The sequence below is a fragment of the Actinacidiphila sp. bgisy160 genome (genome assembly GCF_057707815.1).
Genome location: NZ_JBYIQW010000085.1, coordinates 1 through 21,211, shown reverse-complemented (window position 1 = coordinate 21,211; position 21,211 = coordinate 1). Strand labels below are relative to the sequence as shown.

Here is a 21,211-nt window from a genome sequence, read left to right as displayed (position 1 = left end):
CCCCCCCCCCCGGCACCAGCACCCCCTCCGGGGCACCGGGGCCCCGGAGGGGGCTCACCATCGGCGGCGGGCGCGACACCGGCGCTGCGGATGCCTTCGCGCGTGACGTCCCGCTGCCGCCCGGGCGCCGGTCGGTCCACGCCGTCGAGGCGACGGTGGGAGACCACACCTCGCTCGAGCGGGTGCCGCTCGTGCCCGCCGCCTCCTGAGGGCCGTCAGGCCAGCTCGGCCCAGCGCCGGGCCAGTAGCGCGGCGCCCGCCCCGGTCAGTGAGCCCCACAGCCGCAGGCGGGCGATGCCTCCGTCGGGATAGATCTCCAGCCGTACGTGGGTGGCGGGCGGGACGCCGACCACGAAGCGGTGGACGGTGTCGGGCTGCAGGGGGGTGCGGGGCAGGATCTCGAACCACTCGCCGTCCTCGCCGTCGCGGCCGAGCAGGGCGGCCCAGCCGGCGGCGTTGCCCTTGTAGTAGCCGGTGTCGATCTCGACGGCGCGTACGGTGCCCTGCCCGGCGAGGCGGTAGCGCGCCCAGTCGTGGCCCTTGTCGCGGCGGCGGCGGGTCTCCCAGCCGTCGCCCATGCGGCGGGAGGTGCCCGGCAGGATGGGGTTGACCGGGGAGGAGTAGAAGCGGTCGGAGACGTCCTCGGGGGCGCCGCCGTTCTCCAGCGCGACCAGGTCGAAGGTGCCGAGCGCGGTCAGCCACGCCGGGTCGGGGACGACCTCGCCGTGGACGCGCAGCCGGGCGATGCCGCCGTCGGGGAACTGCTTGAGCCGCAGGTGCGTGAAGCGGCGCTCCACGGCCGTCTCGAAACCGTTGGCGGCGTGGCCGCCGACGGCCGTGCGGGGTACGAGTTCCGTCCACTCCACGCCGTCGGCGAGCAGGTCCTCGGGGGCGGCGGACAGGGATGCGCAGGTGGCTTCGACGGCGATCTGCTGAGGGTGGTTGCCGCGGAAGTGGGCGGTGTCCACGACCACGCCCCGCACGATCCCGGGGGCGGCGAGGCGGATCAGCGCCCAGTCGTGGTCGGCGTCGGCGGGGTGGGGGCCGGCGGCGTCGGCGCCGCGGCGGCGGCGGGTCTCCCAGCCGTCCATGACCTGCCCCTTGTGTCCGAAGTGCTCGGCACGGAATTCGGGCCGCTCGGGGACGAGCAGGTTCTCCCGTTCGGCGAAGAACTCGTCGTTGGCGGCGATCACGCCTGCGCCCAGGCGCCGGTCGGCGAGGTCGGCGAGACCCGTGAAGCGCAGGTCGGCGCCGCGGTAGTCGGCGTAGGGGTCCCCTCCGGGGTACGGCTGGGCGGCGCCGGTGTACCGGGGTATGGCGGTCACGCGTTCTCCCTTGTGATGAGGCGGCCGGAGGGGTGGGCCGGGGTGCCGTGGTCGGCGATCCGCTCGCCGCGCAGCCAGGTGCTCCGTACGACCCCCTGGAGGGTGCGGCCCGCGTAGGCGGTGACCCGGTTGCGGTGGTGGAGCGCCGCCGGGTCCACGGTGAAGCTCTCGTCGGGAGCCAGGACGGCGAAGTCGGCGTCGTGGCCGGGCGCGACGGCGCCCTTGGTGGTGAGCCCGGCGAGGCGTGCCGGGCCCCGCGCCATCCAGCCGACCACGTCGGCGAGCGTGGCGCCACGCCGGCGGGCCTCGGTCCAGATCGCGGGCAGGCCGAGCTGCAGGGAGGAGATCCCTCCCCAGGCGGCGCCGAAGTCGCCGGTGTCGAGGTGCTTGAGGTCGGCGGTCGAGGGCGAGTGGTCGGAGACGACGCAGTCGAGGGTGCCGTCGAGCAGGCCCTGCCACAGGGCCTCCCGGTTGCCCGCCTCGCGGATCGGCGGGCAGCACTTGAACTGGGTCGCGCCGTCGGGGACCTCCTCGGCGGTGAGGGTCAGGTAGTGCGGGCAGGTCTCGGCCGTCACCCGTACGCCCTCGCGCCGGGCGGCGGCGATCAGGGGCAGGGCCTCGGCGGAGGACAGGTGCAGGACGTGCACCCGGCAGTCCAGGCGGCGGGCGAGGGCGATCAGCGCCTCGACCGCGGCGTTCTCGGCGGCGCGGGGGCGGGAGGCGAGGAAGCCGGCGTATGCGGGGCCGGAGGGCTGCGGGGCCCCCTCGATGAGCCGGGAGTCCTCGGCGTGGACGATCAGCAGCCCGTCGAACCGGGCGATCCCGCGCATCGCCTCCTCCAGTTCCGCCGGGCCGAGCTGGGGGAACTCCTCGACGCCGGAGGGCAGCAGGAAGCACTTGAAGCCGAAGACCCCGGCCTCGTGGAGGGGACGCAGATCCTCGGCGTTGCCGGGTACGGCGCCGCCCCAGAAGCCGACGTCGGTGTGGATCCGGCCGCGGGCGGCGGCGCGCTTGACCTCCAGGTGGGCGGTGGTGGTGGTCGGCGGGATGCTGTTGAGCGGCATGTCGATCAGCGTCGTGACGCCGCCGGCCGCGGCGGCCCGGGTGGCGGTCTCGAAGCCCTCCCATTCGCTGCGCCCGGGGTCGTTGACGTGGACGTGGGTGTCGACCAGGCCGGGGAGCAGGGCGTCCGTGCCGAGGTCGACCAGACGGGCACCGGGCGGGGCCTCGGTCCCGTACGGCAGGACGGCGGCGATCCGGCCGCCCGCGACGGCCACGTCGGCGGGGCGCTCGCCCTGCGGTGTGACGACCCGCGGTGAACGCAGCACGAGCTCGATCGCGTCAGCGGCCTCGGACACGGGTTCCCCTTCCACCGGCGTCGCACAGAAATTCAACGTTCTGTTGAAATGCATCCTCCGCTCGCGCGCGAGCCGCCGTCAACCCCTTCCCCGGCGCCGCACGCCGCCCCGGCGGTACAGTTGGAGAATTCCAGCCAATGGAATGCGCTTTCCGCACACACCCGGCCACCGCCGCGCCCACGACCGCCCCGAACAGCGGTCACCTGCCTGGTCAGGGCCGGTAGGCTGCACCATCACCACCGTCCGCCTGGGGAGGAAACGTGGCGTCAGACCGCGCCGGGGGCGTGCAGTCCCTCGAACGCGCCTTCGACCTGCTGGAGCGGATGGCCGACGCGGGCGGCGAAGTGAGCCTCAGCGAACTGTCCACGAGCAGCGGGCTGCCGCTGCCCACGATCCACCGCCTGATGCGCACCCTGGTCGACTGCGGCTACGTGCGCCAGCAGCCCAACCGCCGCTACGCGCTGGGGCCCCGGCTGATCCGCCTCGGCGAGAGCTCCGCCCGGCTGCTCGGCTCCTGGGCCCGCCCCTACCTGGCCGAGCTGGTCGAGGCGACCGGCGAGACGGCGAACATGGCGCTGCTCGACGGCGACGAGGTCGTCTACGTCGCCCAGGTCCCCTCGCGGCACTCCATGCGGATGTTCACCGAGGTCGGACGGCGCGTCCTGCCGCACTCCACGGGCGTCGGCAAGGCCCTGCTGGCCCATGTCCCGCCGGAGGAGGTGCGCGCCCTGCTGGCCCGCACCGGGATGCCGGCGGCCACCGAGCGGACCATCGTCGACCCGGACGCCTTCCTCGCGGAACTGGAGCACATCCGCGCGCAGGGCTACGCCGTCGACGACAACGAGCAGGAGGTCGGGGTCCGCTGCCTGGCGGTCACCGTCCCCGACTCCCCCACGGCCGCCGCCATCTCCATCTCCGGACCCGCCGGACGGGTGACCGAGGCGGCCACGGAGAAGATCGTGCCGGTGCTGCAGGGCGTGGCGCGGCAGCTGTCGGCGGCCCTGGCGAGCAACGGCGCGGCCTGAGCGCACCCGGTCGGCATGGCGCCCGCGCCGGTGGGTGGGTGCGGGCCGGCGGTTCGGCTGTCGCGCGGTCTCGCGCCCTGCGGGCGCAAAGGCGATGCGAAACCCGGGGCCACGACAAAGCGAGGGCCGCCCCAGACGGCCGCCGACACGGCGAAAGCGGTCGCCGCACAGGCACACGTGGCCGGAAGCAGGATGTCGCGCCCCCGCGACGGCTTGACCTCGAGTGCACTCCAAGGCCTACGGTCAGCACCGTAACGACCCCACGACCCCGGACAGGGGACCATGCAACTGGGTTTGCACCTCACGAAGTTCGACCATCCGGCCGGACCGGCCGGGCTCGCGCCCGCGCTGGCCGCGGCGGGCGAGGCCGCCGAGTCGGCCGGCGCGGGCTGGCTGTCGGTGATGGACCACTACTTCCAGATGGAGAACAACGGCGGGGCCGAGGCCGCCATGCTGGAGGCCTACACGACGCTGGGCTTCCTCGCCGCCCGGACCTCCTCCGTACGGCTCGGCGTCCTCGTCACCGGGGTCACCTACCGCCACCCCGGCCTGCTGGCGAAGATCGCGACCACGCTCGACGTCCTGTCCGGCGGCCGGGCGACACTGGGGCTCGGCGCCGCCTGGTACGAGCGTGAGCACCTGGGCCTGGGCGTGCCCTTCCCGCCGCTCGCGGAGCGCTTCGAACGGCTGGAGGAGACCCTGCGGATCTGCCTGCAGATGTGGGACGGGGACGACGACGGCCCCTTCGAGGGCACGCACTACTCCCTGGCGGAGACCCGCAGCGCCCCGGCCCCGGTGAGCACGCCCCGTCCGGAGATCATGATCGGGGGCGGCGGCGAGCGGAAGACCCTGCGCCTGGTCGCCCGGTACGCGGACGCCTGCAACCTCTTCGCCTCCTCGACCACCGAGGTCGCGCACAAGCTGGACGTGCTGCGCGCCCACTGCGACGAGGCCGGACGCGACTACGAGCGGATCCGCAAGACCATGCTCTTCGTCGGCGACTCCATCCGCGACGGCGACACCGACGCCTTCGTCGCCGACATGGCCGGCTACGCCGAGCTCGGCGTCGACACGGTCATCGTGGTCCCGCCGGACGCCGAGCCGGCCGGCTGGATCGACAGCCGCTGCGCGCCGGCCATCCCCCGGCTCGCCGAACTCGGCTGACCGGCCCCGCGGGCGCCCCGCGTCACTGGGGACGCGGGGTGCCGAACAGCTCGATCGCCCGCCGCACCTCGGTGAGGGCACCGGCCAGGGCGCTGACGGAGCCGAGCGCCCCGGCGATCACGAGCAGGCCGCGGCGCAGCCGCGGGACGTCCGGGACACCGGCGTCCGCGGCGGCGGCCAACGCGGAGAGCTCGTCCTCGGCGATGTGCCGGTCCGGTAAGTTGCCCCGGTACCCGGCGAGTTCACGGCGACAGCGGGCGACCGCGACCCGCAGGGCGGCCGCCCTCGGGTCGAGGGTCCCGTCGTCGTCCACCGCCGCGCGGGCGGCCATGTCCTTCACCACTGATACGTCCCCCACAGGTAGGCCCCCGGCGATCCCCCATGGGCGGCCGGCCCCATCCGGTCCGCCGCATCGGGGAGGACAGTAAACGCGACGGAGCGCTTCCCCCGCTATACGGAGAGCGAAATCCGCCGTAACTTCCTTCCTCGCGTGCCGACTTGCCGACATCAACGTCCGGGACCCGCGATTCGGTTCCAGTCGACGAGCCGCCAGTTCCCGGTGTCGTCGCGCCACCAGCGGGCCATCGAGGCGTTGACCACGCGGCCGTCGCCGGGCGGCGGGGTCCCCAGCAGGCGGCACAGTGCCAGCACCACCGCGTCGTGCGTGACGACCAGCAGGGGCGGGCCCGGGCGGGCGACGGCGTCCTCCAGGAAGTCCCGGACGCGCACCTCGACGTCCCGCGGCGACTCCCCGCCCGGCGGGCGGTAGGCGGCCTCGCCCTCACGCTCGCGCCGCAGCGCCTCCTCGGGGAAGCGCTCGCGCACCCCTTGCGGGGTGATCAGCTCCAGCAGGCCCATGCCGCGGTCCCGGAGGCGTTCGTCGTAGGCGACGGGCAGCGGTTCGCGGCCCGCGGCCGCGCCGGCCTCCTCGACGGCGCGCAGCGTCTGCCGGGCCCGCTCGAAGGGCGAGCAGCGGACACGGCCGGGTGCCTGCGCACCGGGCAGCTCCAGCAGCTCACGGCCCAGCCGCGCCGACTGCTCCCGCCCGAGCGCGGTCAGCGCCACGCCGGCGTCCCGGACCCCGCCCAGGGACCTGCCGCAGGCGAAGGCCGCGTTGGCCTCGCTCTCGCCGTGGCGTACGGCGATGATCCAGCTCGCCATGCCCGGTCCTTTCCCCCGCCCCCCGTCCACGGTATCCAGGGGGCATGGAACGCGACGCGAGCACGGGCACGGTGGCCGGGCTGCTGCTGGCCGCCGGCGGGGGCAGGCGGCTGGGCGGCCGCCCCAAGGCGCTGCTGGAGTACGGGGGCCGCCCACTGGTCGAGCACACGGCGCGGGCGCTGCGGGCCGGCGGCTGCGGCCCGGTCCACATCGTGCTGGGCGCGGACGCCGCCCGGGTGCGCGAACGGGCCGCCCTGGACGAGTACGCCGTCACCGTGAACCCGCGCTGGGAGCAGGGCATGGGCTCCTCGCTGCGCGCGGGCCTGGAGGCACTGGCCGGCACCGGCGCGCCGGCCGTGGTCGTGGCACTGGTGGACCAGCCGGGGATCGGGGCCACGGCGGTGGCCCGGGTGGTGGCCGCGTACACCTCGCCGCGCACCCTCGCCTCGGCCGCGTACGGCGGCAGGAGGGGCCATCCGATCCTGCTGGGCGCCGCCCACTGGGCGGCGATCGCCGCGAGTGCGGCCGGGGACCAGGGGGCACGCTCCTACCTGAGGCGGCACGAGGAGGCGATCGCACTCGTCGAGTGCGGGGACGTCGCGGTCCCCGCCGACATCGACACCCCGGACGACCTGCGGCTGCTGGCGGACCCGCCGGAGCCCCCCGCACCGGGTGCCACAGAACGTTGAACTTCCGCAATGCAAAAACTATGCTCCACCCAGCAGAAGCGCCCGTACGGTTGGCGCGCCTCGCAGCCGAAACCCGCCCGGTCCGGCACCCCGTGCCAGGGCCGGGGCGCGGTGGCCGCCCGGCTCCGCCGGCCGCACGGCACCACCCCTCATCGGCAAGAGGAGAGTCAGGTACATGTCCGCATCAGGGCCCGCACCGCACGCCGTCGTCGCCGACACCGCACCCCCCGTCGAGCGCGCGGAGGAGGTGCTGACCGACGGGGCGCTCACCTTCCTGGCCCAACTCCACCGCCGGTTCGCGCCCCGCCGCACGGAACTCCTCGCCAGGCGCAGGGAACGCCGCGCCGAGATCGCCCGCACCGGCACCCTCGACTTCCTCCCGGAGACCGCCCACATCCGCGAGGGCGACTGGCGCGTCGCCGACGCCCCCGCCGCGCTGGACGACCGCCGCGTGGAGATCACCGGCCCCACCGACCGCAAGATGACCATCAACGCCCTCAACTCCGGAGCCCGGATCTGGCTCGCCGACTTCGAGGACGCCTCCGCCCCCACCTGGGAGAACGTGGTCGGCGGCCAGGTCAACCTGATCGACGCCTACGAACGCCGCATCGACTTCACCTCCCCCGAGGGCAAGTCCTACGCGCTGAAGGACGAGACGGAACTCGCCACCGTCGTCATGCGCCCCCGCGGCTGGCACCTCGACGAACGCCACCTGACCGTCGACGGCGAACCCGTCCCCGGCGCCCTCGTCGACTTCGGCCTCTACTTCTTCCACAACGCGCGGCGCCTGCTCGCCAAGGGCAAAGGCCCCTACTTCTACCTCCCCAAGACCGAGTCCCACCTCGAAGCCCGCCTGTGGAACGACGTGTTCGTCCTCGCCCAGGACCTCCTCGGCGTGGCGCAGGGCACCATCCGCGCCACCGTCCTCATCGAGACGATCACCGCGGCCTTCGAGATGGAGGAGATCCTCTACGAACTCCGCGACCACGCCTCCTGCCTCAACGCCGGCCGCTGGGACTACCTGTTCTCCATCGTCAAGAACTTCCGCGACGCCGGCGAGCGCTACATCCTGCCCGACCGCAACGCCGTGACGATGACCGCGCCCTTCATGCGCGCCTACACCGAACTGCTGGTCCGCACCTGCCACAAGCGCGGCGCCCACGCCATCGGCGGCATGGCCGCCTTCATCCCCTCCCGGCGCGACGCCGAGGTCAACGCGGTCGCCTTCGAGAAGGTCAAGGCCGACAAGGACCGCGAGGCCCACGACGGCTTCGACGGCTCCTGGGTCGCCCACCCCGACCTGGTGCCGATCGCCCGCGCCTCCTTCGACGCCGTCCTCGGCGACCGGCCGAACCAGAAGGACCGGCTGCGCGAGGACGTCCACGTCACCGCCGCCGACCTGCTGGCCGTCGACTCCCTCGACGCCAGGCCCACCTACGAGGGACTGCGCAACGCCGTCCAGGTCGGCACCCGCTACATCGAGGCCTGGCTGAGGGGCATGGGCGCCGTCGCCATCTTCAACCTCATGGAGGACGCCGCCACCGCCGAGATCTCCCGCTCCCAGATCTGGCAGTGGGTCAACGCCGGCGTCGTCTTCGCCGACAACGGCGAGAAGGCCACCGCCGACCTCGTACGCACCCTGGCCGACCGGGAACTCGCCGCCATCCGCGAGGAGACCGGCGAGCAGGCCTTCGCCGCCGGCCGCTGGCAGCAGGCCCACGACCTGCTCCTGAAGACGGCACTCGACAAAACCTACGTCGACTTCCTGACGCTGCCGGCGTACGAACTGCTGGACTGAACCACGCGCGCTCTCCCCGGCCACCGCCGGGGAGAGCCGCCACCCGCCGCGGGCCCCGGCACCTCCCGCGACCCCGGGAAAAGCCGGGCAGCCGACGCGGCGCCGCTGGCATGATCGTCGGCATGCCAGCACCCCGACCGCGCGCCGTGCGGCCCAGCCTGTACATCCCGGTGGACGTCGAGGCGGACGGCCCCATCCCCGGCCCGTACTCGATGCTCAGCCTCGGGGCCGCCGTCGCGGGCCGGCAGGACACCGGCGGATTCACCGCCGCCGACCCCGAACGGGACACCTTCTACCGCGAACTGCGCCCCACCGGGACCGAGACCGACCCGCAGGCGCTCGCCGTCAGCGGCCTGGACCGGGCCCGCCTGACCGCCGAGGGCAGCGAACCGGCCGCCGCCATGGCGGAGTTCACCGCATGGGTGCGCGCCGTCAGCGAAGACGCCCAGCCCGTCATGACCGGCTACCCCGCCGGCTACGACTGGACGTTCCTGTACTGGTACCTCATCCGCTTCGCCGGCTCCAGCCCCTTCGGGCACTCCGGCTGCCTCGACATGAAGACGCTCTACGCCACCAAGGCCGGCGTCCCGCTGCGCGCCGTCGCCAAGGGCACCATGCCCCGCGAACTGCTCTCCCGCCGCCGCCACACCCACCACGCCCTCGACGACGCCATCGAGCAGGCCGAACTCTTCGCCAACCTCATGAACTGGAAGGGCACCACGCATGCCCTTTGACCACAACGACCACTACCACCGGCTGCTCCTGCGCAACATCCCGCCCGGCGCGCTCACCGCCCTGGACGTCGGATGCGGCACCGGGCGCTTCGCCCGGCGACTGGCCGCCCGCGGACTGCGGGTCGACGCGATCGACGCCTCCCCGGAGGCCGTGGCAGCGGCCGGAACCGCGCCCGGGGTCACCTTCCGCACCGCGGACGCCACCGCCGTGGACCTCCCCACGGCCCACTACGACCTCATCACCTGCCTGGCCAGCCTCCACCACATGCCGTTCGGCACGGTCACCGCACTGCGCGCCGCGCTCGCCCCCGGCGGCACCCTGCTCGTCCTGGGCTGCTACCCCGAACACACCCCCGCCGACTGGGCGGTGAGCCTGGCGGCCGTCCCCGTCAACGCCGCCGCCCGGCTCGCCGTCGCCGCCGCCGACCGGATCCGCGGCCACGGACAGCAACCGGTCCGGGCCCCCGTTCGCCCACCCTGCACGCCCCTGCCGCAGATCCGCGCCGAAGCGGCGCAACTGCTGCCGGGCAGCCGCGTCAGGCGCCTGCTGTTCTGGCGCTACCTGCTGGTGTACCGCGACCGCACGGCCGGCTGACCGGCCCGGCCGGCCCCGCTCAGGCCTGACCGGTGTCGAAACGGCTGATCTTGCCGCCGTCCACGGTGAAACGCCACTTGGTGCGCATCTCACCCCACGCGTCGTTGCGGTAGTCCGCGATGAGGGTGAGCCCCGCCGAGTCCTGGGACTGAACGTCCATGTGGCCGTGGGAATCGAAGATCTCCCGCTCCGCCCACTCCTGCAGGTCGCGGTCGGAGCCGTCGTCGGACATCGTCGCGTTCTCGGTGAGCGCGGCCTCGAAGGCGTCCTTGTCCCCGGCGTTCACCGCCGAGACGAAGGCACGCACGGCCGGTTCGTTGAGGGCGTCGGTGCGGATCATCGCTGCTGCTCCCTGTGCTCACGGGTCGTGCCACCAGCCTCGCCCGAGCGGCCCCGGCGCGCTACCCGGGGCCCGGCCGCCCGCCCGCCGTTCACCCGCGGGGACCGCCACGGCTGGCCCCGCGACGGGACCACGGCGACCCTGGGATCCAGTCCGGCGGCCCGACAGCGACGGCAGGAGCACACGCGTGGCGAGTGGGGGCGAGGACCTCACCGGCGAAGGACGCGACGTCCTGCGGTACGTCCGGCTGCTCCCCGTCGTACTGCTCGTCGGCGGCTTCCTGGTCGACTACCTGACCCCCGCCCAGTTCAGCGCCACCGCCTTCTACTCCGTCGCCCCCATGCTCGCGGCCCCCCTGATGTCCCTGCCCGGCACCGTCCTGGGGCGGCACGCGGGCCCTCTGGATATCTCGACCCTCGCATTACTTGATGCTCCATCCCTGTCACACCCTGCCCCTACGCTGCTGCCGTGACCGCGCCCGCTCTGCGCCAGCTCCGCGCCGCCCTGGAACGTGCCCTCGCCGACCCGGCCATCGCCACCTCCCGCTCCCGGGAGGAACGGCTGCGGAAGGCCGCCGCCGTACTGGAGCGTGCGGCCGCCGACGTCCCGCCCCAGGCGCTGCGCGGCCTCGACGAGCTGTTCGCCGACGCCGTCCTGGGCCACCCCGGGCGGCCGGACACCGTGCTCGGCCGCATCGCGGCCGGTCTCTACCGCACCCGTGCGGGCCGGGTGGGCAGGCCGCTCACCCCCGCGAGCCAGCGCGACATCATGGACGGCATCGCCGACCTCAACCGTGCCGCCGGACGCCCCGCGTTCGGGTGGCAGGCCCGTGGGATGCGCCCCTGGTCCAAGCACACCAAGGAGCCCCTGGACTTCACCGGGCACATCGTGCTGCGCCGGGCCCTGAGCATTCCCGTGGAGCCGCGCCGCGAGCCGTACCGGCTGCGGCTGCTGGCGGCGCTGGAGGTGCTGTGGGCGACGGCGGTGCCCCGCGAGGGCCTGGTGGCCGCGGACGTCACCGACCTGTCGGCGCAGGAGTCCCGCATCCGGCTCACCGTGAACCTGCCCGGCCGGACGGCGCCGACCCGGCAGGACTTCGCGCTCCCCCGGTCGGCGCGGGCGGCGCTGCGGCTCTGGCTGCCGGTGCGCCGGGAGGTCGTCGCCCGGCACCTGGACGCGGGGCCGGACCATCCCGCCAACCAGGCCCTGTTCGTCACCCTGCGGCACACCGTGGCCGAACCGGCCTCGGGGGCGGCCCGGATGGTGCCGCCCGGCATCCGCATCACGGGGAACGGGCTGGAGACCGACTACAGCAAGTGGGCGCGCAGGCTCAACGGCGACCACGCCGGGCAGAAGGGCTGGCCGGTGCCGACCGACCTGTACACCGTCTCCCGCGGCGGCGCGGTCCGGCGCGAGGCCCAGGGCCGCTCGCAGGGGCGCGGCCCGTCGCCTCACGGAGGCTCAGCGGGTGCGGGCGCGCGCCCGGTGGCCGTCGAGGACGTCCTGCCGGAGCAGTGAACCGAAGCCCGCGGCCTCCAGACGCCGGCCCAGTTGCGCCTCGTCGACCCCGAGGGCGGCCGCGGTGCGGGCCAGGTGCCAGTCGTGGGCGGCCAGCCGGTCGAGCAGGTGGCCGCGGCGCGCCTGGCTCTCCGAGAGCCGGAAGGTCTTGAGATAGGCGGTCCGGCCCCGCCGGTCGGTGACGGCCTCGCCGATGTGGTTCTCCCGTCCGGGGCGGAACTCCGGCAGGAACCGGGAGAGCGTGAAGGGGCCCATCCGGTACACCGTCCGCCAGGTGCGGGGCTGCTCCAGGAGCGCGGCGGCCATGGTCGTGTCGTGGAACCCCGCCCAGGCCCGCTCCTGTCCGGCCGCCGCGGCGCGCAACTCCGCCAGGGAGCCGATGCCCGTGCCCGGGATGCGGGCGCGGAACTCCTGGACGGGCGGCATCAGCGTGGCGTAGTGGTGGACGAGTTCGCCGTACAGGTCCTGCACGAGGGTCGGGTGCAGCGCGCGGTAGTCGTCGGGGTGCGGCACGACGAAGGCCGCGGCCAGGGCGTCGGCGACGTAGAGCAGGACACCGCACTGACCGGGGTGGATCTCGAAGACCCGCAGCGCGTCGGCGAGTCCGCGCACCTCGGCCCCCGTGTACGCCTCCTCCGCGCGCGGGGACAGGTCCCGGCGCAGCGCGCGCTGCGACCATTCCTCCCAGGCGACCGAGGGGCCGCCGAAGTGCAGTGCCAGATAGCCCTCCAGCGCCAGGTGCAGGGGCAGGAAGCGCAGCCGGCCCTTGGCCTCGCGCCGGGCCGTCCGGCGGTGCATGCGCAGGGCGCCCGTCGCGGGGCGCGCGTCGTCCGCGCCCTCGGCCAGCTGCGTCCCGTAGGCCGCGGCAGGGGTTCCGTCGCCGGTCCAGGTGGCGACGAACGCGTGCGGGATGTACGAGACATACGCGTGCCGCGGGCCGAGCCGGACGGCGGACGGCCCGTCGGTGAGGATCCTCGGGTGCAGCCGCAGGTCCTCGACGGGCTGTTCGCGCACCAGCGGGACCAGGCGCACGGCGCCCCAGACCTGGGAGGGGCGGGTGTCCAGGCCGGTCAGGTCCAGTGCGGTCATCGGGTGTGCTCCCCCCGGTCGGTTCGGTCGAACAGTCGCCGCGCGCGGGCGTCGAGGTAGGCGGCCAGTTCGGCCGGGCCGGTGCGTCCCTCGGCGAACTGGGCGAGCTCGACGAGCGCGGGCAGGTCCTCGGCGTCGCGGATGCCGGCCGTGGCCACGGCCGGGGACAGCCGTCGCACGTCGAAGTCCTCGGCGTCGTAGACCGGGTTGAGGTGCACGACCTCGGTGCGGCGGCCGGGGTCGATGCGGGCGCGCCACACGCGGAGCACCTCGCCGGCCAGGCCCGGGGGCGCGTTGTCCCAGCCGTCGGAGACGATCACCAGCCGGGACGGCCCGGTCTCCAGCGCGTCCAGGATCCGCCGGCCCAGCGGCGTCGCCCCGTACGGACGGACGAGCAGGGCGTCGGTCCGCCCGGACGTCCACAGCCCGGTGTACTCGCCGGCGAGCGCGGCGAGCAGGTGGTGGCAGGCCAGGGCGACGGCCAGCGGCCGGCGGCGCTTGGTGCCCGAACCCGAGGCGGAGAAGCTGTCGTCGAGGACGGCGGCGACCCGGCCCCAGCTTCCCCGGTGTGCGCCGGCCACCCGTACGGCGGCCGCGTCCAGGGCGCCGGTCAGTTCCCGGCGCCGCCGCAGGCGCTCCTCGACGGGCAGCGAGAGCACGTAGGACGCGAGCCGGGTCAGCGGCATGCGGTCCAGGGCGGCCGGCACCGCGCCCGCCTCGTGCCGCCGGGCGGACTCCTGCAGCCGCAGGGTCTCCAGGCGCGTCATGCGCGGGGCGATGGGCTCCAGGAACACCTCGCGCGGCACACCGTGCTTGGCGGCGAAGCCCTCGGCGACGGTGTAGGGCAGTTCGTACAGGGCGTCCTGTGCGAAGTGCGCGCGGCGCCAGGCCTCAAGGAGCGGTGTGCCGTACCGGCCCCGGCTGAGCGGCCGGAACACGAACGCGCCCAGTTCCTCCTCCCTGGGGGCGAGATGGGCGTGCCGCAGCGCCCGCTTGAACCCGCCGCGGTACTTCACGGCGTCGAAGGCCGGGTCCGGGCGGGAGGCGATCCAGTCGCGGATGATCGCCCGCGTCCGCCGGTTGTTCACCCCGGACCGGCGCAGGGCGCCGAAGAGCCCGTACACCCGCTGCGGCGGCAGCAGGGCCAGCCGGCCGGCGATGAGCCGGCCCTCGGTGCGGCGCTGTTCGGCGGTGGCCTCGGCGGCGGTCTCCAGCAGCCGCTGGATGATCAGTGCCGCGTTGTGGTCGTTGACGTCGAGGGCGAGGACCCCGGCGTACAGGTCGCGGTAGTTGCCCAGCATGTACGCGTGGAGGAAGTCCAGCGACAGCCGCTGCTCCCCCGCGCCGGAGCGGAACTCGCGCTGACCGGTCGCGGTGATCGCCGCGTTGACGAACAGCAGCACGTCCTCGGCGGCGACCGCCGCCCCCCGCTCGCTCATGGCGTCGGCTCCCCCTGTCGTGGACGCCGGCCGGGGAATGGGGGCACGAGCAGCGAATCATTGCTTCAGAGGCAGGTTCCGGAAGTCGCACCGTAGTCCCGCGGCCGGCACGGCGACCGTAACAGGGCCGGTGCGGGGTGCCGCAACGGGATTCCCGCCCCCCGCCCCGCGACGGGTACGGCGAACGCCGGGTCCCGCCCCTGGCGGGGCGGGACCCGGCACCGGTCGAAGGGCCGTCCCTCCCCCGACCGGGGTCCGCGGGTGAGCGCGGTGATCAGCCGGTGAGGCCCGCGATCCGGGCGAGCCGCCGGGCCTCGTCGCGGGTGGCGCGCGCGATGGCGTCCTCGTCGGCGGTGACGAGGCGGCCGTCCTCGACCACCGGCCGGCCGTTCACCAGGGAGAGCGTGACGGGGGCGGCCGCGCCGAGGACGAGGGCGGCGACGGGGTCGGCGATCGAGGCGTGGGCGAGGGTGTCCATCCGCCACAGGACGAGGTCGGCGAGCTTGCCCGCCTCCAGGGAGCCGATCGCCTCCGCCCGGCCGAGCACCCGGGCCCCGCCGTAGGTACCCAGGCGCAGGGCCTGACGGGCGGTCAGCGCGGCCTCGCGGTGGGAGCCGAGGCGGTTGATGAGCAGCGCGTTGCGCAACTCGGTGTGCAGTTCGCCCGATTCGTTGGACGCGGTGCCGTCCACGCCGAGCCCGACCGGGACGCCCGCCGCGAGCATGTCCGGCACACGGGCGATGCCGGCGGCCAGGCGGGCGTTGGAGGACGGGCAGTGGGCGACGCCGGTACGTGTGCGGGCGAAGGCGGCGATGTCGGGGTCGGCCATGTGGACGCAGTGCGCCATCCACACGTCCTCGCCGAGCCAGCCGGTGGACTCGAAGTAGTCCGTGGGGCCCATGCCGAACAGTTCCCTGCAGAACTGCTCCTCCTCCACGGTCTCACTGCCGTGGGTGTGCAGCCGCACGCCCTTGCGCCGGGCGAGTTCGGCTCCCTGGCGCAGCAGTTCGGTGGAGACCGAGAACGCCGAGCAGGGGGCGACGGCGATCTGCGTCATGGCGCCGAACGAGGCGTCGTGGTGCTTGTCGATCGTCTCCTCGGTGGCGGCGAGGGCGTCGTCGAGGGTCTCGACGGCGAAGTCCGGGGGCAGTCCCCCGTCGGACTCGCCGCGGTCCATCGAGCCGCGGGCGAGGGTGAGGCGCACGCCCATGGCGGCGGCGGCCCGGATGATGGAGCCGGACAGGTCGCCCGTGCCGCGGGGGAAGACGTAGTGGTGGTCCATGGCGGTGGTGACGCCGCCGCGGGCCATCATCGCCAGCGAGCCCTGGGCGGCCGCGTGGGTCATCGCCTCGTCGATGCGGGCCCAGGTGGGGTAGAGGGCGACGAGCCAGTCGAAGAGGTTGTGGTCGGTGGCCAGGCCCCGGGTGATCCACTGGTAGAAGTGGTGGTGGGTGTTGACCAGGCCGGGGGTGAGCAGGTGGCCGGTGCCGTCCACCCGCCGTACGACGCCGTCCAGTCCGGCGGGGGCGGGGCCCGGGCCGACGGACTCGATGCGGTCGCCGGCGACGACGACGTGGCCGGCCGGGTACTCGGTGTCGTCCGCGTCGACGGTGGCGACGGCGCACTTCTCGATGACGATGCGCTCTGCTGGGGCGGTCATGGTGTGGCCTCTCAGTCCGTCACCGGGATGCGGGGCTCGGTTCCGTCGCGCAGGACCGTGCCCTCGATGAGGCCGTAGGGGCGGTCGGCCGCGAAGTACACCGCGCTGTCGGGGGTGTCGTTCTTGAGGCCGAACGGCTCGAGGTCGACCAGGAAGTGGTGCTTGTTGGGGAGCGAGAGCCGCACCTCGTCGATCTCGGGGCGGTGCTCGAGCACCCGGTCGCCCATCGCGTACAGCGTCTGCTGCAGGGAGAGCGAGTAGGTGCCGGCGAAGGCGTCGAGGAGGTGCCGGCGGACCTCGGCCCAGGACTGCTCCCACCGCGGGGCGGGGTCCTCGTCGCGGGTCCAGTGGAACCGCCAACGGGCGCTGACCTCGGTGGCGAGGACGCGGTCGCGGGTCTCCGGCAGCGTGGTGTAGCGGTCCTTGACGAAGCCCCAGAACTCGGAGTCGGTGGTGTTCATGACCACGAGGTCCTTGAGGCCGGAGACGACCTGCCAGCGCGCGCCGTCGAAGGTGACCTCGGTGGTGCGCGTCTCCCGTCTGCCGCGGACGAAGGAGTGCTCCTGCGTGATCCGCTCCCAGTCGTACTGCTCGATGCGGATCCTGGCCCGCTCGATGGACCCCTGGCTCGTGACGAAGTGCCGGGCGAGGTGGATGCCGAACTGCTCGGCGGACTCGATGCCGTGCTGCTTGGCGAAGGCGAAGACGGTGTTCTTGGTGGTGTCGGTGGGCAGCACGGCGGCGTTGCTGCCGGAAGTGTGGACGTCGTCCATCGCGCCGGAGAGGGCGACGGACACGTTGAGGTCCTTGACGTGGTGGGTCGCGCCGTCGCGGGTGACGCGGACGACGCGGGTCTCCGCCTTGCCGTACTGGTTCTGGCCGAGTCGGGTGGGCGACATGTCGGTGCTAGCTCCCTCGGTATACGGAGTAGCCGAACGGGTTGAGCAGCAGCGGCACGTGGTAGTGCTCGCCCGGTTCGACGGCGAAGACGATCGCCACCTCCGGGAAGAAGGCTCCGCTGTCCCTGGTGCGGGGGGCGTCCTGCTGGTCCTCGGCTCGACTGCGGTGGTCGGTGCTCTGGCGGGTGAGGTAGGGCTCGGTGGCGAACTCCAGCCGTACGTGGCTCGTGCCCCGCGGCGGGTCGGGCAGGTCCTTGCAGCGGCCGTCGGCGTCGGTCGCCGAGGCGCCGTGCGGCACCCAGGGGGCCCCGCTCCCGGCGCGCACCTGCATGGTGACGGCCACGCCCCGCGCGGGGCGGCCGGCGCTGGTGTCCAGGACGTGCGTGGACACGGAGGTCATGAGGGGTCCTCCTTCGCGGTCCCGGCGAGCCGGGTGAGCCGGACGCGGTTGATCCTCCCCAGTTCGGTGCGGACGATCTCGCGCTCGGTGGCGGGGTCGTTGCCGATGCGCTCCTTGAGCGCGGCCAGCATCTGGTCGCCGGTCCTGCCGGTGGCGCAGATGAGGAAGACGTGGCCGTGCCGCTCCTGGTAGGCGAGGTTCAGCGCGAGCAGTTCCTCGCGCTGGGAGTCCCGCACCCCGCCCTGTTCGCGGGCGGAGACCGGGTCACCGGGCCGGGGGCGGCCGATCGGCGGGTGGCCCGCCATCGCCTCGGCCAGGTCGTCCGGCGTGAGGCCGGCGGTCGCGGCGTCGGAGGCGGCGAGCAGCGCGTCAAGGGTGTCGTACGGGCGGGCCGCCGTGACGGCGGCACCCCAGGAGCGGCTCGCGCAGACCTCGTGCAGCAGCGCGATCGCCTCCGGTCCGCCGGCGGCGTTGAACCGGGCCAGGCCCGGGGATGGGCTGGAAGTCACAAGGTGCACGCTAGGAGCGCCCACCACGCGACGTCAACAGTTTGTTGAAAAGTTGCGGCCCGCAACGCCCGGACGGACGCCTCGCGCGGTGCAGCAGGGCCTGTCCGGTGTGCTCGGCCGGCGAGGGCGGGGGGCGAGTCCAGGCGGCTCCGCCCGTGCCGGCCGAGCACACCGCCGCGAACCCCGGGCACGAGGACCACCGGCGGGTCCGGAGCGCGCACCGATGAGTTTCCCGCGCCGCGCCGGTCCGTACACCGGGCACCCCCGGACGGAAGGCCTCCCCATGCGGAAACTGGTCTACGGCATGAACCTGACCCTGGACGGCTACATCGCCGCCGCCGGCGACTCCATCGGCTGGAGCGGACCGCCGAGCCCCGAGCTGTTCCAGTGGTGGCTCGACCACGAGCAGGCGAGCGACCTGTCGCTGTACGGGCGCAGGCTGTGGGAGGCGATGAGCTCCCACTGGCCGACCGGCGACCGGCAGCCCGACGCCACACCGGCGGAGATCGAGTTCGCGCGGAACTGGCGGGACACGCCGAAGGTGGTGTTCTCCTCGACCATCGACAAGGTCGACTGGAACACCCGCCTGGTCACCGGCGACGCGATCGCGGAGATCAGCCGGCTCAAGGCCGAGGACGGCGGCCCGATGAACATCGGCGGCGCGACGCTCGCAGGGGCGGCCATGCGCGCCGGACTGATCGACGAGTACGCGATCGCCGTCCATCCGGTCCTGGTGGGCGGCGGCACGCCGTTCTTCACCGCGCTGGACAGCTGGGTGAACCTGAACATGGTTCAGACGCGGACATGTCCCGGCGGCGTGGTCCTGACCAGGTACGAGACAAGGCACTGAGCAGCGGCACGCCCGACAGGCCGTGACGACGCGGCTAGCGGCCGTCCTTCGCCGCGTTCTCCCTGTTGAGGTAGTTGTAGACGGTGAAGCGGCTGACGCCGAGCGCGGAGGCGACCGTCTCCACCCCGTGCCGCACCGAGAAGGCGCCGCGCTCCTCCAGGATGCGGACGACCGTCTGCTTCTCCTTGCGCCCCAGCTCGGACAGCGCCTTGCCGTGCCGGCGCTCGAGGTCGGCCAGGATGTGGTCGAGCGAGTCCGCGAGATGCGGCAGCCGTACGGCGACCACCTGCGCACCCTCCCAGCTGAGCACGACGTCGTCTCCGCGCGCCTCGCCCGGGGGCACCAGCTCGGCACCCATGGCATCGGCGAGCGGTTTGATCGCCGCGCTGAACGGATGCTCGGCCGGCCCGGTCACCGGTCCGCCTCCCCCAGGACGTTGACCTGCAGCGACACCCGGGTCGCGCCGGCCTCCAGAGTGCGCCGCAGCACATCGCCGACCACGGCGACCACCCGCTCGGTACCGCCCTCGGCCGAGTTGCCGAAGGGCCCGACGTCGACGGCGTCCAGCCCGGCCGCCTCCAGGACCTCACGGCCCACCACGGCGTGCTGCGGGGGCTCGTCCAGGTCGAACGGCTCGGTGGTGAATTCGAGTCTCAAGCGCACGCCCTCAACCTAGCTGGTCAGGGGGTTTCCGGGACATCCCTCTTGACAGCCGCCGTCCGTCTCGTGGAGTCTTCCGTCACGTAGAAATAAGTTTCCGTAATACGGAAGGGCGCATGTGATGGGCTTCGACTCCACGCGCTTCGATGTGAACCTCTCGATCCTCTTCACCGAACTCCCGCTCCTGGAGCGCCCCGCGGCCGCCGCCGCGGCCGGCTTCTCCGCGGTCGAGCTGTGGTGGCCGTGGACCCGGATGCCGACCCCTCCGCAGGCAGAACTCGACGCCCTGCGCGACGCGTTGGAGGAGGCCGGCACCCAGTTGGTGGGCCTGAACTTCTACGCGGGCGAGCTCCCCGGCCCCGACCGCGGCGCGCTGTCCGTGCCGGGCGAGGAGTCCGCGCGCTTCCGCGCCAACATCGACGTCGCCGCCGACTTCGCCCGCTCGGTGGGCTGCACGGCGCTCAACGCGCTGTACGGCAACCGCGTGGACGGCGTGAGCCCCGAGGCCCAGGACGAACTCGCCCTGGAGAACCTGGTCCGGGCCGCGCACGCGGCCGACCGGGTCGGCGCGATACTGCTGGTCGAGGCCCTCAACAAGCCGGAGTCGCCGCGCTATCCACTGGTGAGCGCGGCCGCCGCGGTCGAGGTGGTCGACAAGGTCAACGCCGAGACGGGCCTGGGCAACGCCAGGTTCCTGCTCGACCTGTACCACCTGTCGATGAACGGCGAGGACCTGCCCGCCGTGATCGACGCCTACGCGGACCGCACCGGCCACGTCCAGATCGCCGACGACCCCGGCCGCGGCGCGCCCGGCACGGGCTCCCTGCCGCTGGCCGCGCTCCTCGGCCGGCTGCGCGGGGCGGGCTACGACGGCTGGGTCGGCCTGGAGTACAAGCCGGGCCCGCGGGGCAGCGCCGCCTCCTTCGACTGGCTCGCCGGCGCCGACAAGTAATCCGGAGAGGACATCATGACCACCACACTTCCCACGGTCGCGTGGATCGGCCTCGGCATCATGGGCTCCCCGATGTCGGAGAACCTCATCAAGGCCGGGTACTCCGTCACGGGCTACACCCTGGAGCGGGACAAGCTCGACCGTCTGGCCGCGGCCGGCGGCACGCCCGCCGGCTCGATCGCGGAGGCCGTGAAGGACTCCGACGTCGTCATCACCATGGTCCCGGCCTCCCCCCAGGTGGAGGCCGTCGCCTACGGAGAGGACGGCATCCTGGTCAACGCCCGGCCGGGCGCGCTCCTGATCGACATGTCGTCGATCGCCCCGCAGACCTCCGTCGACCTGGCCAGGGCCGCGGCCGCCAGGGGCATCCGGGTCCTGGACGCCCCCGTCTCGGGGGGCGAGGCGGGAGCCGTCGAGGCGGTGCTGTCCATCATGGTGGGCGGCGGGCAGGCCGACTTCGACGAGGCGCGGCCGCTGTTCGACGCCCTCGGCAGGACCGTCGTCCTGTGCGGTCCGCACGGCGCCGGGCAGACCGTCAAGGCCGCCAACCAGCTGATCGTCGCGGTGAACATCCAGGCGTGCGCCGAGGCCGTGGTCTTCCTGGAGAAGTCCGGGGTCGACCTCGCGGCGGCCCTGGAGGTGCTGAACGGCGGGCTCGCCGGGTCCACGGTGCTGACCCGCAAGAAGCGCAACTTCCTCGACCGCGAGTACGCCCCGGGCTTCCGCATCGACCTGCACCACAAGGACATGGGCATCGTCACCGACGCCGCCCGCAACGTCGGCGCCGCCCTGCCCGTCGGCTCGGTCGTGGCGAACCTCGTCGCCTCGCTGCGGGCCCAGGGCGACGGCGGCCTGGACCACTCCGCCCTGCTGCGCGGCGTGGAGCGCCTGTCCGGCCGGCCGGTCGCCGGCTGACCCCCCGGCTTCCGGGCGGCGGCGCCCCGACCTGTCCTGTCGCGCCCGATGGGGCGCCGCCGCCCGGAACCACGAACGTCCGCGCCGCCGAGAGCTTCTGAGGGGTAGGTCGAGGCGGCGCGGACCGGGCC

Annotated in this window: 25 protein-coding genes; 12 read left to right on the top strand and 13 right to left on the bottom strand. The window is 73.9% G+C overall.

Annotated elements, in window-relative coordinates; genetic code table 11:
- A partial coding sequence (locus AC3EUJ_RS35550) for a hypothetical protein (RefSeq protein ID WP_431968883.1) occupies positions 1-209 on the top strand: 209 nt, incomplete at its 5' end.
- Positions 210-215: 6 nt separating this feature from the next.
- Here AC3EUJ_RS35550 and alc read toward each other — a convergent pair.
- Positions 216-1,325 (bottom strand): allantoicase, encoded by a 1,110-nt coding sequence (gene alc / locus AC3EUJ_RS35545; protein WP_431968881.1) that lies wholly within the window; start codon positions 1,323-1,325, stop codon positions 216-218.
- Positions 1,322-2,683 carry an allantoinase AllB gene (allB, locus tag AC3EUJ_RS35540; protein ID WP_431968879.1) on the bottom strand — a complete coding sequence of 454 codons (1,362 nt, stop codon included), beginning with the start codon at positions 2,681-2,683 and terminating at the stop codon, positions 1,322-1,324. The genes alc and allB overlap by 4 nt, the downstream gene beginning before the upstream one ends.
- Positions 2,684-2,943: 260 nt before the next feature.
- Here allB and AC3EUJ_RS35535 point away from each other — a divergent pair, with 260 nt between their 5' ends.
- Both AC3EUJ_RS35535 and AC3EUJ_RS35530 read left to right on the top strand, forming a co-directional pair.
- Positions 2,944-3,708: an IclR family transcriptional regulator gene (locus tag AC3EUJ_RS35535; protein ID WP_431968877.1), complete on the top strand. Its 765-nt coding sequence runs from the start codon at positions 2,944-2,946 to the stop codon at positions 3,706-3,708.
- Positions 3,709-3,990: 282 nt separating this feature from the next.
- Complete coding sequence (locus AC3EUJ_RS35530; protein WP_431968875.1) at positions 3,991-4,872, top strand: LLM class F420-dependent oxidoreductase; 882 nt, start codon at positions 3,991-3,993, stop codon at positions 4,870-4,872.
- A gap of 22 nt (positions 4,873-4,894) precedes the next feature.
- Here AC3EUJ_RS35530 and AC3EUJ_RS35525 read toward each other — a convergent pair whose 3' ends face one another.
- Both AC3EUJ_RS35525 and AC3EUJ_RS35520 read right to left on the bottom strand, forming a co-directional pair.
- Positions 4,895-5,203, bottom strand: a complete 309-nt coding sequence (locus AC3EUJ_RS35525) for a DUF5955 family protein (protein WP_392607304.1) — start codon at positions 5,201-5,203, stop codon at positions 4,895-4,897.
- 176 nt (positions 5,204-5,379) lie between these two features.
- Complete coding sequence (locus tag AC3EUJ_RS35520) at positions 5,380-6,033, bottom strand: histidine phosphatase family protein (protein ID WP_431968873.1); 654 nt, start codon at positions 6,031-6,033, stop codon at positions 5,380-5,382.
- A 44-nt stretch (positions 6,034-6,077) separates the two neighbouring features.
- On the opposite strand from AC3EUJ_RS35520, the gene AC3EUJ_RS35515 reads away from it, so the two are divergent.
- From AC3EUJ_RS35515 to AC3EUJ_RS35500, 4 genes are all read left to right on the top strand, one after another.
- On the top strand, positions 6,078-6,722 hold the full coding sequence (locus AC3EUJ_RS35515) for a nucleotidyltransferase family protein (protein ID WP_431968871.1): 645 nt from the start codon (positions 6,078-6,080) through the stop codon (positions 6,720-6,722).
- Positions 6,723-6,897: 175 nt separating this feature from the next.
- Positions 6,898-8,520, top strand: coding sequence for a malate synthase A (aceB, locus tag AC3EUJ_RS35510; protein ID WP_431968869.1), 1,623 nt, complete (start codon positions 6,898-6,900; stop codon positions 8,518-8,520).
- Positions 8,521-8,642: 122 nt separating this feature from the next.
- Entirely contained in the window at positions 8,643-9,254 is a 612-nt protein-coding gene (locus tag AC3EUJ_RS35505; RefSeq protein WP_431968867.1) for a 3'-5' exonuclease, read from the top strand.
- The gene (locus tag AC3EUJ_RS35500; protein ID WP_431968865.1) at positions 9,244-9,849 is read left to right on the top strand and encodes a class I SAM-dependent methyltransferase; all 606 of its coding nucleotides are present in this window, start codon (positions 9,244-9,246) and stop codon (positions 9,847-9,849) included. The genes AC3EUJ_RS35505 and AC3EUJ_RS35500 overlap by 11 nt, the downstream gene beginning before the upstream one ends.
- Positions 9,850-9,868: 19 nt before the next feature.
- Here the strand turns inward: AC3EUJ_RS35500 and AC3EUJ_RS35495 are convergent, their stop codons facing one another.
- Entirely contained in the window at positions 9,869-10,189 is a 321-nt protein-coding gene (locus AC3EUJ_RS35495; protein ID WP_431968863.1) for a nuclear transport factor 2 family protein, read from the bottom strand.
- 187 nt (positions 10,190-10,376) lie between these two features.
- Between AC3EUJ_RS35495 and AC3EUJ_RS35490 the strand changes: the two genes are divergently transcribed.
- Positions 10,377-10,661, top strand: coding sequence for a hypothetical protein (locus AC3EUJ_RS35490; protein WP_431968861.1), 285 nt, complete (start codon positions 10,377-10,379; stop codon positions 10,659-10,661).
- Positions 10,658-11,707 carry a hypothetical protein gene (locus AC3EUJ_RS35485; protein ID WP_431968859.1) on the top strand — a complete coding sequence of 350 codons (1,050 nt, stop codon included), beginning with the start codon at positions 10,658-10,660 and terminating at the stop codon, positions 11,705-11,707. The genes AC3EUJ_RS35490 and AC3EUJ_RS35485 overlap by 4 nt, the downstream gene beginning before the upstream one ends.
- Here the strand turns inward: AC3EUJ_RS35485 and AC3EUJ_RS35480 are convergent.
- From AC3EUJ_RS35480 to uraD, 6 genes are all read right to left on the bottom strand, one after another.
- The gene (locus tag AC3EUJ_RS35480; protein WP_431968857.1) at positions 11,651-12,796 is read right to left on the bottom strand and encodes an ARPP-2 domain-containing protein; all 1,146 of its coding nucleotides are present in this window, start codon (positions 12,794-12,796) and stop codon (positions 11,651-11,653) included. The genes AC3EUJ_RS35485 and AC3EUJ_RS35480 overlap by 57 nt on opposite strands.
- Positions 12,793-14,235 carry a hypothetical protein gene (locus AC3EUJ_RS35475; RefSeq protein WP_431968855.1) on the bottom strand — a complete coding sequence of 481 codons (1,443 nt, stop codon included), beginning with the start codon at positions 14,233-14,235 and terminating at the stop codon, positions 12,793-12,795. The genes AC3EUJ_RS35480 and AC3EUJ_RS35475 overlap by 4 nt, the downstream gene beginning before the upstream one ends.
- Positions 14,236-14,509: 274 nt before the next feature.
- On the bottom strand, positions 14,510-15,895 hold the full coding sequence (locus AC3EUJ_RS35470; RefSeq protein ID WP_431968853.1) for an 8-oxoguanine deaminase: 1,386 nt from the start codon (positions 15,893-15,895) through the stop codon (positions 14,510-14,512).
- 11 nt (positions 15,896-15,906) lie between these two features.
- Complete coding sequence (gene pucL / locus AC3EUJ_RS35465) at positions 15,907-16,794, bottom strand: factor-independent urate hydroxylase (protein ID WP_431968851.1); 888 nt, start codon at positions 16,792-16,794, stop codon at positions 15,907-15,909.
- Between the two features lie 7 nt (positions 16,795-16,801).
- Entirely contained in the window at positions 16,802-17,194 is a 393-nt protein-coding gene (gene uraH / locus AC3EUJ_RS35460; RefSeq protein ID WP_431968849.1) for a hydroxyisourate hydrolase, read from the bottom strand.
- Complete coding sequence (gene uraD, locus AC3EUJ_RS35455) at positions 17,191-17,703, bottom strand: 2-oxo-4-hydroxy-4-carboxy-5-ureidoimidazoline decarboxylase (protein ID WP_431968847.1); 513 nt, start codon at positions 17,701-17,703, stop codon at positions 17,191-17,193. Before uraD ends, uraH begins: the two co-directional genes overlap by 4 nt.
- Before the next feature lie 283 nt (positions 17,704-17,986).
- Here uraD and AC3EUJ_RS35450 point away from each other — a divergent pair, with 283 nt between their 5' ends.
- Complete coding sequence (locus AC3EUJ_RS35450; protein WP_431968845.1) at positions 17,987-18,553, top strand: dihydrofolate reductase family protein; 567 nt, start codon at positions 17,987-17,989, stop codon at positions 18,551-18,553.
- A 34-nt stretch (positions 18,554-18,587) separates the two neighbouring features.
- Here AC3EUJ_RS35450 and AC3EUJ_RS35445 read toward each other — a convergent pair whose 3' ends face one another.
- Both AC3EUJ_RS35445 and AC3EUJ_RS35440 read right to left on the bottom strand, forming a co-directional pair.
- Positions 18,588-18,968: a helix-turn-helix domain-containing protein gene (locus tag AC3EUJ_RS35445; protein WP_431968843.1), complete on the bottom strand. Its 381-nt coding sequence runs from the start codon at positions 18,966-18,968 to the stop codon at positions 18,588-18,590.
- A complete protein-coding gene (locus AC3EUJ_RS35440) occupies positions 18,965-19,216 on the bottom strand; it encodes a YkoF family thiamine-binding protein (RefSeq protein WP_431968841.1) in 252 nt (83 codons plus the stop codon). The genes AC3EUJ_RS35445 and AC3EUJ_RS35440 overlap by 4 nt, the downstream gene beginning before the upstream one ends.
- A gap of 118 nt (positions 19,217-19,334) precedes the next feature.
- Here AC3EUJ_RS35440 and AC3EUJ_RS35435 point away from each other — a divergent pair, with 118 nt between their 5' ends.
- The gene (locus tag AC3EUJ_RS35435) at positions 19,335-20,165 is read left to right on the top strand and encodes a TIM barrel protein (protein ID WP_431968839.1); all 831 of its coding nucleotides are present in this window, start codon (positions 19,335-19,337) and stop codon (positions 20,163-20,165) included.
- Between the two features lie 15 nt (positions 20,166-20,180).
- Positions 20,181-21,080, top strand: coding sequence for a 2-hydroxy-3-oxopropionate reductase (locus AC3EUJ_RS35430; protein WP_431968837.1), 900 nt, complete (start codon positions 20,181-20,183; stop codon positions 21,078-21,080).
- Positions 21,081-21,211 lie beyond the last annotated feature (131 nt).

Coding starts and splice junctions, on each gene's coding strand:
- AC3EUJ_RS35530 (WP_431968875.1), top strand. CDS start 3,991: ATGCAACTGGGTTTGCACCTCACGAAGTTCGACCATCCGGCCGGACCG.
- AC3EUJ_RS35525 (WP_392607304.1), bottom strand. CDS start 5,203: ATGGCCGCCCGCGCGGCGGTGGACGACGACGGGACCCTCGACCCGAGG.
- AC3EUJ_RS35520 (WP_431968873.1), bottom strand. CDS start 6,033: ATGGCGAGCTGGATCATCGCCGTACGCCACGGCGAGAGCGAGGCCAAC.
- AC3EUJ_RS35515 (WP_431968871.1), top strand. CDS start 6,078: ATGGAACGCGACGCGAGCACGGGCACGGTGGCCGGGCTGCTGCTGGCC.
- aceB (WP_431968869.1), top strand. CDS start 6,898: ATGTCCGCATCAGGGCCCGCACCGCACGCCGTCGTCGCCGACACCGCA.
- AC3EUJ_RS35505 (WP_431968867.1), top strand. CDS start 8,643: ATGCCAGCACCCCGACCGCGCGCCGTGCGGCCCAGCCTGTACATCCCG.
- AC3EUJ_RS35500 (WP_431968865.1), top strand. CDS start 9,244: ATGCCCTTTGACCACAACGACCACTACCACCGGCTGCTCCTGCGCAAC.
- AC3EUJ_RS35495 (WP_431968863.1), bottom strand. CDS start 10,189: ATGATCCGCACCGACGCCCTCAACGAACCGGCCGTGCGTGCCTTCGTC.
- AC3EUJ_RS35480 (WP_431968857.1), bottom strand. CDS start 12,796: ATGACCGCACTGGACCTGACCGGCCTGGACACCCGCCCCTCCCAGGTC.
- AC3EUJ_RS35475 (WP_431968855.1), bottom strand. CDS start 14,235: ATGAGCGAGCGGGGGGCGGCGGTCGCCGCCGAGGACGTGCTGCTGTTC.
- AC3EUJ_RS35470 (WP_431968853.1), bottom strand. CDS start 15,895: ATGACCGCCCCAGCAGAGCGCATCGTCATCGAGAAGTGCGCCGTCGCC.
- pucL (WP_431968851.1), bottom strand. CDS start 16,794: ATGTCGCCCACCCGACTCGGCCAGAACCAGTACGGCAAGGCGGAGACC.
- uraH (WP_431968849.1), bottom strand. CDS start 17,194: ATGACCTCCGTGTCCACGCACGTCCTGGACACCAGCGCCGGCCGCCCC.
- AC3EUJ_RS35450 (WP_431968845.1), top strand. CDS start 17,987: ATGCGGAAACTGGTCTACGGCATGAACCTGACCCTGGACGGCTACATC.
- AC3EUJ_RS35435 (WP_431968839.1), top strand. CDS start 19,335: ATGGGCTTCGACTCCACGCGCTTCGATGTGAACCTCTCGATCCTCTTC.
- AC3EUJ_RS35430 (WP_431968837.1), top strand. CDS start 20,181: ATGACCACCACACTTCCCACGGTCGCGTGGATCGGCCTCGGCATCATG.